This window comes from Halomonas organivorans, assembly GCF_014192055.1.
Taxonomy (GTDB): Bacteria; Pseudomonadota; Gammaproteobacteria; order Pseudomonadales; family Halomonadaceae; genus Halomonas; species Halomonas organivorans.
This window is the reverse complement of the sequence record NZ_JACHXM010000005.1, coordinates 186,271-198,313: the sequence shown is the minus strand read 5'-3', so window position 1 is coordinate 198,313 and position 12,043 is coordinate 186,271. Positions and strand designations below refer to the sequence as shown.

General features: G+C 68.4%; 9 protein-coding genes. 6 read left to right on the top strand and 3 right to left on the bottom strand.

Annotated features, from left to right (window positions below; genetic code table 11):
* The first annotated feature begins 151 nt into the window (after positions 1–151).
* Positions 152–862 (top strand): histidine utilization transcriptional repressor HutC, encoded by a 711-nt coding sequence (hutC, locus tag FHR96_RS07795; RefSeq protein WP_183387104.1) that lies wholly within the window; start codon positions 152–154, stop codon positions 860–862.
* A gap of 12 nt (positions 863–874) precedes the next feature.
* On the opposite strand, the gene FHR96_RS07790 is transcribed toward hutC, so the two are convergent.
* From FHR96_RS07790 to FHR96_RS07780, 3 genes are all read right to left on the bottom strand, one after another.
* A complete protein-coding gene (locus FHR96_RS07790) occupies positions 875–2,041 on the bottom strand; it encodes a DUF2955 domain-containing protein (protein ID WP_183387103.1) in 1,167 nt (388 codons plus the stop codon).
* On the bottom strand, positions 2,031–3,092 hold the full coding sequence (locus tag FHR96_RS07785) for an HlyD family secretion protein (RefSeq protein ID WP_183387102.1): 1,062 nt from the start codon (positions 3,090–3,092) through the stop codon (positions 2,031–2,033). The genes FHR96_RS07790 and FHR96_RS07785 overlap by 11 nt, the downstream gene beginning before the upstream one ends.
* A 211-nt stretch (positions 3,093–3,303) precedes the next feature.
* Positions 3,304–4,632 carry a YjiH family protein gene (locus FHR96_RS07780; RefSeq protein ID WP_183387101.1) on the bottom strand — a complete coding sequence of 443 codons (1,329 nt, stop codon included), beginning with the start codon at positions 4,630–4,632 and terminating at the stop codon, positions 3,304–3,306.
* A 297-nt stretch (positions 4,633–4,929) separates the two neighbouring features.
* Between FHR96_RS07780 and hutI the strand changes: the two genes are divergently transcribed.
* The 5 genes from hutI to FHR96_RS07755 all read left to right on the top strand — a co-directional run bounded on the left by hutI (position 4,930) and on the right by FHR96_RS07755 (position 11,992).
* The gene (gene hutI / locus FHR96_RS07775; RefSeq protein WP_183387100.1) at positions 4,930–6,141 is read left to right on the top strand and encodes an imidazolonepropionase; all 1,212 of its coding nucleotides are present in this window, start codon (positions 4,930–4,932) and stop codon (positions 6,139–6,141) included.
* Positions 6,142–6,148: 7 nt separating this feature from the next.
* Complete coding sequence (hutG, locus tag FHR96_RS07770) at positions 6,149–7,114, top strand: formimidoylglutamase (RefSeq protein WP_246392852.1); 966 nt, start codon at positions 6,149–6,151, stop codon at positions 7,112–7,114.
* 55 nt (positions 7,115–7,169) lie between these two features.
* Positions 7,170–8,843, top strand: a complete 1,674-nt coding sequence (hutU, locus tag FHR96_RS07765) for a urocanate hydratase (RefSeq protein ID WP_183387099.1) — start codon at positions 7,170–7,172, stop codon at positions 8,841–8,843.
* Between the two features lie 180 nt (positions 8,844–9,023).
* On the top strand, positions 9,024–10,556 hold the full coding sequence (gene hutH, locus FHR96_RS07760; protein WP_183387098.1) for a histidine ammonia-lyase: 1,533 nt from the start codon (positions 9,024–9,026) through the stop codon (positions 10,554–10,556).
* An 89-nt stretch (positions 10,557–10,645) separates the two neighbouring features.
* A complete protein-coding gene (locus tag FHR96_RS07755) occupies positions 10,646–11,992 on the top strand; it encodes a Na+/H+ antiporter family protein (RefSeq protein WP_183387097.1) in 1,347 nt (448 codons plus the stop codon).
* The last annotated feature ends 51 nt before the right edge of the window (positions 11,993–12,043 follow it).

Genomic DNA, 12,043 nt, shown 5'->3' with positions numbered 1-12,043 from the left:
GACCGCGGCCTCACCAGGCCGGCCGTCATCGGGATGCCTCGCGCCGCGCTCACGGGTAGACTGACGTCCAGGCGCCCGACCGACTCGACCGACCAGCAGGCCGGCGGCGTCTGGCACTACCGACCCACCAGTGAAGGACTCACGGCCGACCATGGGCAGCACTCTCCCGCTCTACCTCAGGATCCAGCAGCACCTGCTCGACAAGATTCGCAGTGGCGAATGGGCCCCCCATCACCAGATCCCCCCCGAGGAGCAGTTGGCCAAGGATTTCGGGGTCAGCCGAATGACCGCCAACAAGGCCATTCGCGACCTGGTCCAGCAGGGCTACCTGACCCGTCAGCCCGGTGTCGGCACCTTCGTCACCGACCACAAGGCGGAATCCTCGCTGGTGGAAGTCCACAATATCGCCACCGAAGTGGCCAGCCGCGGACACGACTACAGCAGCCAGGTGCTCACCGCCGAGGCCCTGGACGCCGGCGACGAGGTGTCAATGCGACTCGGCGTGCGGCTCGGCACGCGGGTGTTTCACACCCTGATCATCCATCGTGAAAATGGCGTACCGATCCAATTGGAGGACCGCTACGTCAATCCCCGCCGGGTGCCCCACTATCTCGACACCGACTTCGCCCGCCACACCCCCAACGAGGTGCTGGAGGCGGCCTGCCCGATCAGCGACGTCGAACACGTCGTCGAAGCGGTGCTGGTCGATACGGACACCGCCGAACGTCTCGAGATCGCCCCCGACCAGCCCTGCCTGCGCATGATCCGGCGCACCTGGTCCGGCGACCATCTGGTCAGCTATGCCCGCCTTCTGCACCCTGGCGACCGCTACAAGCTGCGTTCCTCGCTGCATACCGCCTGACGCCTGGCCTCTTCAAGGCTCATGAGCCCTCGTCATCGCCGAGGCATTGAGCAGGCGATGCAGCACCGCCATTACCCCCAGAGTGATGGCCATCGCCACGCTCATGGAGCTGAAGCGATAGAGAGCATCGTAGAAAAAGTCCTGGTTCGGCCCCAGGTACTGGCCGAACAGGATGCCCAGGGTGGTCAGGCCGCCGAACCCGACGCCCGAACCCCCGCCCTCGAGCAGGTGGATCCGCGCGAAGAGCATCAGCCCGATCCAGTAGCTGAACAGCACCAGCAGCAGGTGATCGCTCTGGGTGAACAGCATCAGCTGCAGCAGGATCGCCAGGTTGCAGCCCAGCAGAGCACCCACGGCCCGCTTGACCGCGGACAGCCGGGCACCGGGATAGCCCAGCGCGAAGAGAATCAGGATGGTGGCCATCTGGGCCGACAGCGAATCGCGCAGATCCAGCGTCTGGAACACCACGAACGACAGCGTGGCCGTGCAGGCGCCGATCAGCGTCTGATGGCGCACCAGGGCCGCCGACTTCTCTGCGCCCGCCGGGCGCGGGCGCTCCGCCGTGTCGGGAAACGCCAGATGCATCATCGCAGCGATGACCACCGCCAGCACGCTGGCCGTCACGTGATTGGCCAGCAGATCCAGGAGATCGACGGACGGGTAGCTGGCGAAGTGCAGCAGGATGCTCAGCGTCAGCACCCCGTTGGCACCGAACAGGAACAGCGGCCCCTTGGCCATCAATCGAAAGCGGGTGGCGAACAGCAGGAACACCAGCCCGGTCATTACCACCGGCAGGTGCTGGGTCAGCCCGACCACCAGGGTCACCTCGACCAGGTTGAGGAACACGTTGCCGAGGAACTGGCGGATCACATGGGCGTTGAGCGCCGGGATCATGCCCAGCAGGAACATCGGGAAGACGGTATAGAAGACGCCGTAGTTCCAGCCCATCAGGTGACTGACGACGAAACCAAGCCCGGCACCGCAGGCGATGCGCAGACACTGGCGCAGGTCGTTGGCCGAGAAGCGCGACTCGCCGGGCTCTGTCTCCTGCTGGCCGGTGCCGCGGTGGGGCAGCACCGGGCCCAGCGTGCGCGCCAGCAGCCGTCGCACGCCGTGACCGAGCCCGGCGAGCGAGGCACCGGTACGTTCACCCTCGGTAGCTGCCTGCTCAGTAGACATAGTGCAGCCACGACATCAGGCGGATCTGAAGTCCGCCGAACAGCGCCCCCAGAGGGTTGGCCTCCGGCAGCAACTGCACGGTGGCCCGCGCGCCGCTGACGGGCAGCGACGCGGGCGGATCCTGCACCTCGAGATGCAGACGCACGCGCTGGGCGTCGCGCACCCAGCGATCGGTGGTCGGAATGTCCGCCAACTGGCCATCCGCGGCCAGCTGCCCGGCGCGGACCCCGGCATCCCGCGAGGCCACCCGGGCCTCGAATACCCGCCCCGGCAGGGCATCGAACACCACCCGCGCGGATTCGCCCTCGCGCACATGGCGCAGGCTCTTCTCGCGCAGGTCGGCGACCAGGTCGAGCCGCTCTCCGACCAGCGCCAGGGCCGGCTGTCCGCGGGACGCGTAGTCGCCTTCGCGCAGCTGCAGATTGGTCACCACCCCATCACGCTCGGCGCGTACCAGGGTATGCGCCAGATCCAACTGCGCCTGTTCGATGGCGTTGTTCGCCTGGCGCAGCTGCAGGTTGCCATCACCTCTGTCGCCGAGCTTCACTTCCAACTGGCGGACCCGCGCCAGGGCCGCGTCCACCGACGCCCTGGCCTGGCGCTCCTGGGCCACGATACTGTCGACGCGCTGCCGGGAGATGCCCTGGCGCGCCAGCAGCGACTCGGCACGGCGGCGCTCGCCGGCCAGTTCCTCGGCCGACGCGCGTGCCGCCTCGAGATCGGCCCGCGCCCCGGCAAGGTCGGCCTCGATCAGCGCGTTGTCCCGCTCCACGCCTTCTCGGGCCAGGCGCGCCTCGCGAAGCGCCAGATCGAAGGGCTCGCGGTCCAGCGAGAACAGCACATCGCCGCGCTTTACCCGCTGGTTGTTGGTGACCGCCACCGCCCCGACACGCCCCGAGACCTCCGGGGCAACGCGCACCACGGGCCGCAGCACCCTCGCCTGGGGCGTCATCGGCATATAGGTATCGGCCACCACGAAATACACGAACAGCACGCAGAAGACCACCAGCGCGACTCGAACCCAGCGCGCAAAACTCTGATCGGGAGACATCGACAAGCTTCCTGACACATCACTCAATGCCGCCGACGGCGCCGGCGGCGCGACAAAAGGCCGCCGATCATAGCAAACTATTTAGCATGCTAAAAGAATAATCCGCACGTTCGCGATATCGCCGGGTGCACCGACAAGCAAACGGCCGGGGACGCTCGCACGCCCCCGGCCGTCAACGACCTCCCTGTCCGGGCCATGCGGCCCCGGCGAGCTATCCGCCCAGGCCCTGCACCAGGTAACCGGTCGGGACCGCCAGCAGCAGGCTCAGCGCCACGCGCAGGAACCACACCACCACGATGCGTCCCACCGACAGCGGGATACTGGTGGACAGGATGCAGGGAATCGAGGCGGAGAAGAACAGCACCGCCGACACCGAGACCACGCCGGTGGCGAAGCGCGCCACGAAGTCTGCTTCGCCCATCAACAGCGCCGGCAGGAACATCTCGGCGAGCCCCGCCGCCGCAGCCTGCGCCAGCTCGGCCGCCTCCTGCACGCCCCACACGGCGACGAACGGGTAGAACACCCAGCCCAGCCACTCGAACACCGGGGTGTACTTGGCGAGCAGCAGCCCCGCCAGCCCGACCGACATGATCGACGGCAGGATGCTGATGGCCATCACCAGCCCCTCGCGAAAGTTCAGCGCCACGCTGGCCGGCAGGCTCGGCGCCTTGGCGGCCACGTCGAGGCCGGTCTGCCAGGCGGTGGCGAACCGCTTGCCGGACTCCGCCTCGGGCTCGGGATCGCTCTTGGTATCGTCCATGCCGGCCAGCGGCGGCAGCCGCACGGTGATGGCGGTGACCAGGAAGGTGATGCCCAGCGTCAGCCAGAAGTAGGCGTTCCACACGTTCATCAGGTCCAGGGTCTTGGCGACGATGATCATGAAGGTCGCCGAGACGGTGGAGAAACCGGTGGCGATGATCGCCGCCTCACGGGCCGAGTACTCGCCGGCCCGATAGACCCGGTTGGTGATCAGCAGGCCGATCGAGTAACTGCCGACGAAGGACGCCACCGCATCGATGGCGCTGCGGCCCGGGGTGCGCCAGATCGGCCGCATCACCGGCTGGACCAGCACGCCGATCAGCTCGAGCAGTCCGAAGCCGATCAGCAGCGCCAGGAAGATGGCACCGATCGGCACGATCAGCCCCACCGGAATCACCAGCTTGTCGAACAGGAACGGCAGCATGTCCGGCGTGTGCAGGAAGGCCGGCCCCCAGCCGGTCAGCGCCAGCACCGCCGTGACGATCCCGGCGAGCTTCAACACGGTGAACACCAGGTCGGTCGCACTGCGTCGCCAAGTGCCCTTCCACAGCGGATAAATGGCGCCCGCCACGATCAGCGCCAGTGCATAGAAGCCGCTGGCCTCGCCGAGCAGCGACCGGGCGCCGGTGACCATGTGATCCAGCGGGATGGTGGTCTTGCCACCCAGGCTCAGCGGCACGAAGAAGATCAGCACGCCCAGCAGGCTGGGAACGAAAAGTTTCAGCGCGACGGCCGGCGAATGGTGCCGCGTCGGCGTCGAAGCGGAGGGAGGGGTAGCCATGTTGCACTCCTGGGTTGTCGTTGTGATGACGACGCGTCGCCGCCATGCAATGTATATACATTATGCCGACCTAGTGACGCCAATCCGCCGCCCCCTCTTTCGCTTATACTTTGGTATAAGCCTAGCTTCCCGACCTCGAACAACATCGCTTAAATCAATTTAACAACATGATTTTAAATATTTTTTTTAAAACCCCTCATAGAGCCGCCGATGACTTTCAAGATGACCGGAGAGGGGTGACGGAACGACAAGGATCGGCTAGCATTTGTATATACAAACTCACACAGAGGTCCTCCCATGACCCTAGACACGCCGACTCGCCTGCTGTGGCGCGACGTCACCGTCTTCGACGGGCTGGCCACCTGCCCCGAGCCGATGGCGGTCATCGTCGAGGGTGAGCGCATCGCCGAATTGACGCCAATGCGCGCGCTCGACGCGGCACGAGCCGCCGGCTGTCGCGAGATGGGCCGCGGCGGGGTGATGACCCCCGGCCTGGTGGACTGCCATACCCACCTCGTCTTCGGCGGCGGCCGCGCCGACGAGTTCGAAGCGCGCCTCGAGGGCGCGAGCTACGAGGAGATCGCCCGGCGCGGCGGCGGCATCCTGAGCACCGTCAACGCCACCCGGGATGCCGACGAAGAGACGCTGTTCGCCGCCGCCCTGCCCCGGCTGACGGCGATGATCGCCGACGGTGCCACCACGGTGGAAATCAAGTCGGGCTATGGCCTCAGCGTCGAAGGCGAGCTGAAGATGTTGCGCGTGGCGCGCCGCCTCGGCGAGGCCCTGCCGGTGCGTATCGTCACCACCCTGCTCGGCGCCCACGCCCTGCCGCCGGAATATCGCCACGACAGCGATGCCTATATCGACCTGGTCTGCGACGAGATGATCCCGGCCGCGGCCGCCGAGGGACTGGCCGACGCGGTGGACGTGTTCTGCGAGACGATCGCCTTCTCGGTGGCCCAGTGCGAACGGGTCTTCCAGGCGGCCGAGGCCCATGGCCTGCCCATCAAGGCCCACGCCGAGCAGCTTTCCAACCTCGGCGGCAGCGCCATGGCGGCGCGCCACGGCGCGCTGTCCGCCGACCACATCGAGTACCTGGACCAGGCCGGCGTCGACGCCCTGCGCGAGGCAGGCAGCGTGGCGGTGATCCTGCCCGGTGCCTTCCATACCCTGCGCGAGACGCAACTGCCACCCATCGCCGCCCTGCGCGAGGCGGGCGTCCCCATGGCCGTGGCCACCGACGCCAATCCGGGCAGCTCGCCGCTGTTCATGCCGACGCTGATGCTCAACCTGGCCTGCACCCTGTTCCGGCTCACGCCGCGCGAGGCCCTGTCCGGCATGACCGCCCACGGCGCCGCCGCCCTGGGCCGTCGCGACCTGGGACGGCTGTACGAGGGCGCACCCGCCGATCTCTGCGTGTGGGACATCGACTCGCCCGCCGAACTCGCCTATGCCGTCCAGCCGGGTCGGCTGCGCCAGCGGGTCTTCGCCGGCCAGTGCCAGGAGTGATGCGATCATGAAACCTCGAACCGAGATGCCCCACGGCGCCGACATCGACATGCGCGTCTGGCAGGGCCGCACCGACCCGGAGCCCGACAGCGATCGCTGGCACCAGCGCGTGCGTCCACTCGATGCCGATGCCATGCCCGGCGCCGTGCTGGTCGGCTTCGCCAGCGACGCCGGCGTGGCCCGCAACCAGGGACGCACCGGCGCCGCCGCCGGGCCCACCGCCATTCGTCGCGCCCTGGCGCCGTTGGCCTGGCACCGCCGAGGACCGGTCCATGACGCCGGCGACGTGAGCTGCGAGGGCGACGCCCTCGAGGCCGCCCAGGACGCTCTCGCCGCGCGCCTGGCCCCGCTGCTCGAGGCCGGCCACCTGCCCATCGTGCTCGGCGGCGGCCACGAGGTGGCCTACGCCAGCTGGTCGGGCCTGGCCCGCCACCTCGAGGCGCGAGAGGCCAGGCCACGGATCGGCATCATCAACTTCGATGCCCACTTCGACCTGCGCGACCCGGCCCATGTGCGCTCTTCCGGCACGCCCTTCGCCCAGATCGCCGAGCAGTGCCAGCAACGGGGCTGGCCCTTCCGCTACGCCTGCCTGGGCGTCAGCCGCGCCGCCAACACCCGTGCGCTGTTCGCCCGCGCCGAGTCGCTCGACGTGCTGGTTCGCGAGGATCGTGACATCGATGCGCGCCGGCTCGACGCCCTCCAACGCGACCTGGCGCGCTTCATCGCCCGCTGCGATCACGTCTACCTGACCATCGACCTGGACGTGCTGCCCGCCGCCGAGGCCCCGGGCGTCAGCGCCCCCGCCGCCCGCGGCGTGTCGCTGGCCCTGCTCGAGCCGCTGCTCGAGGCGATCCGCGACAGCGGCAAGCTGCGCCTGGCCGACCTGGCCGAGCTGAACCCCGACTATGACCTGGACGCCCGCACCGCCAAGGCGGCGGCCCGGCTCGTCCATCTACTGACCCTGAACGGCTGAACCGCCACCCCGGCCGCCAGCCCCCTTACCGCGAGACCCTGCGAGGAACAAGAGCATGTCCGATACCGACAAGCGTCACGACCCGAGCCGCCAGATTGCCGCCCCCACCGGGACCGAGCTGTCCTGCAAGAGCTGGCTCACCGAAGCGCCGCTGCGCATGCTGATGAACAACCTGCACCCGGACGTCGCCGAGCGCCCCGAGGACCTGGTGGTCTACGGCGGCATCGGCCGCGCCGCCCGCGACTGGGAGTGCTACGACAAGATCGTCGAGACTCTCCAGCGCCTGGAGGACACCCAGTCGCTGCTGATCCAGTCCGGCAAGCCGGTGGGCGTGTTCGAGACCCACAAGGACGCGCCCCGCGTGCTGATCGCCAACTCCAACCTGGTGCCGGCCTGGGCCAACTGGGAGCACTTCAACGAGCTGGATCGCAAGGGCCTGATGATGTACGGCCAGATGACCGCCGGCTCGTGGATCTACATCGGCTCCCAGGGCATCGTCCAGGGCACCTACGAGACCTTCGTCGAGGCCGGGCGCCAGCACTACGACGGCGAGCTCGCCGGCCGCTGGATCCTCACCGCCGGCCTCGGCGGCATGGGCGGCGCCCAGCCGCTGGCCGCCACGCTGGCCGGCGCCTGCTCGCTGAACATCGAATGCCAGCAGTCGAGCCTCGACTTCCGCCTGCGCACCCGCTACCTGGACGAGCAGGCCGACGACCTGGACGACGCCCTGGCCCGCATCGAGCGCTACACCGCCGAGGGCAAGGCGATCTCCATCGGCCTGTGCGCCAACGCCGCCGACGTACTGCCCGAACTGGTCAAGCGCGGGGTGAAACCGGACATGGTCACCGACCAGACCAGCGCCCACGACCCGCTGCACGGCTACCTGCCGGCCGGCTGGACCTGGGACGAGTACGTCGAACGCGGCAAGGCCGAGCCCGAGGCCACCGTCAAGGCCGCCAAGCGCTCCATGGCGGTGCACGTGCAGGCCATGCTCGACTTCCAGGCCATGGGCGTGCCTACCTTCGACTACGGCAACAACATCCGCCAGATGGCCCAGGAGGAAGGGGTCGACAACGCCTTCGACTTCCCCGGCTTCGTGCCGGCCTATATTCGCCCGCTGTTCTGCCAGGGCATCGGCCCGTTCCGCTGGGCGGCGCTGTCCGGCGACCCCGAGGACATCTACAAGACCGACCAGAAGGTCAAGGAGCTGATCCCGGACGACCCGCACCTGCACAACTGGCTCGACATGGCCCGCGAGCGGATCTCCTTCCAGGGCCTGCCGGCGCGCATCTGCTGGGTCGGCCTCAAGGACCGCGCGCGCCTCGGCCAGGCCTTCAACGAGATGGTCGCCAACGGCGAGCTCAAGGCACCGGTGGTGATCGGCCGCGACCACCTGGACTCCGGTTCGGTGGCCAGCCCCAACCGCGAGACCGAGGCCATGCAGGACGGCTCCGACGCCGTCTCCGACTGGCCGCTGCTCAACGCCCTGCTCAACACCGCCGGCGGCGCCACCTGGGTGTCGCTGCACCACGGCGGCGGCGTGGGCATGGGCTACTCGCAGCATGCCGGCGTGGTGATCGTTGCCGACGGCAGCGATGATGCCCACGCCCGCCTGGGCCGGGTGCTGCGCAACGACCCGGGCACCGGCGTGATGCGCCACGCCGATGCCGGCTACGACATCGCCAAGGAATGTGCGCGGGAAAATGGCCTGGACCTGCCGATGGTCTAGGGAAACACCGATTCATTGCTGCGCTCGACAGGCTGGTCCCCGGCGGTACTCAAAGTCCTCATTTACTGCCGTGTAAACTCCGGCTTTTCCGTTCCGGCGGTAACCAGCCTGTCTTCGCTCGCGACATGAATCAGCGCTTCCCACCTAACCTCCGAACATGGCTATCCAAGGTAACGTCAGATGAACCATCTCGAGATCCAACCCGGCAAGATGACCCTGGCCCAGGCGCGCCAGGTCTTCCAGGCCCCCATGACCGTCGATCTGCCCGCCAGCGCCGACGCCGAGATCGGCCGCGCCGTCGACTGCGTCAATCGCGTGATCGCCGAGGACCGCACCGTCTACGGCATCAACACCGGCTTCGGCCTGCTGGCCCAGACCCGCATCGAGAAGGACCAGCTCGAAGACCTGCAGCGCTCGCTGGTGCTGTCGCACGCCACCGGCGTCGGCGAAGCCATGAGCGACGACCTGGTGCGGCTGATCATGGTACTCAAGGTCAACAGCCTGGCCCGCGGCTTCTCCGGCATTCGCCGCGAGGTGCTGGACGCCCTGGTCGCGCTGATCAACGCCGAGGTCTACCCGCATATTCCGCTCAAGGGCTCGGTGGGGGCCTCCGGCGACCTGGCCCCCTTGGCCCATATGAGCGTGGTGCTGCTCGGCGAGGGCAAGGCCCGCCATGACGGCGACTGGCTGCCGGCCCGGGAGGCCCTGGCCAAGGCCGGCCTCGAGCCGCTGGCCCTGGCGCCCAAGGAGGGCCTCGCCCTGCTCAACGGCACCCAGGTGTCCACCGCCTACGCCCTCAAGGGCCTGTTCGAGGCCGAGGACCTGTTCGCGGCGGCCACGGTTTGCGGCTCGCTCACCGTGGAGGCGACCTTGAGCTCGCGCTCGCCCTTCGATGCCCGCATCCACGAGGTTCGCGGCCAGCGAGGCCAGATCGATACCGCCGCGACCTATCGCCACCTGCTGGGCAGCCGCAGTGAGCTCAGCGACTCCCATGCCGACTGCGGCAAGGTCCAGGACCCCTACTCGCTGCGCTGCCAGCCCCAGGTGATGGGCGCCGCCCTGACCCAGATCCGCCAGGCGGCCGAGGTGCTGGCCATCGAGGTCAATGCGGTCTCCGACAATCCGCTGGTGTTCGCCGAACAGGGCGACATCATCTCCGGCGGCAATTTCCACGCCGAGCCGGTGGCCATGGCCGCCGACAACCTGGCGCTGGCCATCGCCGAGATCGGCTCGCTCACCGAGCGCCGCGTGTCGCTGATGATGGACAAGCACATGTCCCAGCTGCCGCCCTTCCTGGTGGAGAACGGCGGGGTCAACTCGGGCTTCATGATCGCCCAGGTCACCGCCGCCGCCCTGGCCAGCGAGAACAAGGCCCTGGCCCATCCGCACAGCGTCGACAGCCTGCCCACCTCGGCCAACCAGGAAGACCACGTCTCCATGGCCCCGGCCGCCGGCAAGCGCCTGTGGGAGATGGCCGACAACGTGCGCGGCATCCTGGCCATCGAATGGCTGGCCGCCTGCCAGGGGCTCGACTTCCGCCGGGGCCTGGCGACCACCGCCCCCCTGGAGGAAGCCCGCCACGCGCTGCGCGAACGCGTTGCCTACTACGACCGTGACCGCTTCTTCGGCCCCGACATCGAGGCCGCAGGGGAGCTTTTGGCGGCCCGCACCCTGAGCCACCTGGTGCCCGCCGAGCTGTTGCCCAGCCACTAAGCTGGCGCTCGACCGCTCGCCCTCCCGACCACGGCGGGAGGGCGGGCGGCTCGCTCTTCCAACAACAATCCGCTCCACAAGGACCTTCCATGAATGCAGTCGTCCTGGCCATCCTGGTGATGGTCGTGCTCAGTCTCGCCCGCGTTTCCGTGGTCTTCGCCCTGATTGCCGCGTCCCTGGTCGGTGGCCTCTACGCCGGCATGCCGATCGGCGAGATCATGAGCGCCTTCAACGACGGCCTGGGCAACGGCGCCACCGTGGCCATCTCCTACGCCGTGCTCGGCGCCTTCGCCGTGGCCCTGTCACGCTCCGGCGTCACCGAGCTGCTCTCCGCCAGGGCCATCGGCAGGCTCAAGCTCGACGAGGGCATCCCTCATCGCAAGACGATCGCCCTCACCCTGCTCGGCGCGCTGCTGGCCTTCTCGATCAGTTCCCAGAACCTGATCCCGGTGCACATCGCCTTCATCCCGGTGCTGGTGCCGCCGCTGCTCAAGCTGATGAACCACCTGAAGCTCGACCGCCGCGCCGTGGCCTGCGTCATCACCTTCGGCATCACCGCGCCCTACATGCTGCTGCCGGTGGGCTTCGGCTCGATCTTCCTCCACGACATCCTGCTGGCCAACCTCAACGAGGCTGGCGCCTCGCTGGGCCTGTCGGTGACGCCGGGCATGGTGCCCACGGCGATGATCGTGCCGATCGGCGGCATGGCGCTGGGCCTGGCCACCGCGGTGCTGTTCAGCTACCGCGGCAAGCGCGAGTATCGCGACCTGGACCTGGCTCACGGCGACGAGAGCCAGGTCCAGGCCGCCGGCCACCTAAAGCCCTGGCAGCTCGGCGTGCTGGCCATCGCCCTGGGCGGCACCGTAGCCACCCAACTGGTCACCGGTTCCATGGTGCTGGGCGGCATCTTCGGCTTCGCCGTGCTCTCGGTCAGCGGCGTGTTTCGCTGGCACGAGCAGGACGGCATCTTCACCGAAGGCATGCGCATGATGGCGCTGGTCGGCTTCATCATGATCTCGGCGTCGGGCTTCGCCAGCGTCATGCAGGCCAGCGGCGAGGTGGAAAGCCTGGTCACCACCTCCACGGCGCTGATCGGCGACAACAGGGGCCTGGCGGCGCTGATCATGCTGCTGGTCGGGCTGTTCATCACCATGGGCATCGGCTCGTCGTTCTCGACCATCCCGATCATCGCCTCGCTCTACGTGCCGTTGGCCATCAACTTCGGCTTCTCGCCGATGGCCACCGTTGCGCTGGTCGGTACCGCCGCCGCCCTGGGCGACGCCGGCTCCCCGGCCTCGGATTCGACCCTTGGCCCCACCGCCGGCCTCAACGCCGACGGCCAGCACGACCACATCTGGGACAGCGTGGTGCCCACCTTCCTGCACTACAACATCCCGCTGATCGCCTTCGGCTGGCTCGCTGCCATGACGCTGTGAGCCCCGCCGCCGGCTCGCAACGGGCCGGCGGCCCCGGTTTCCTGGCGTCGA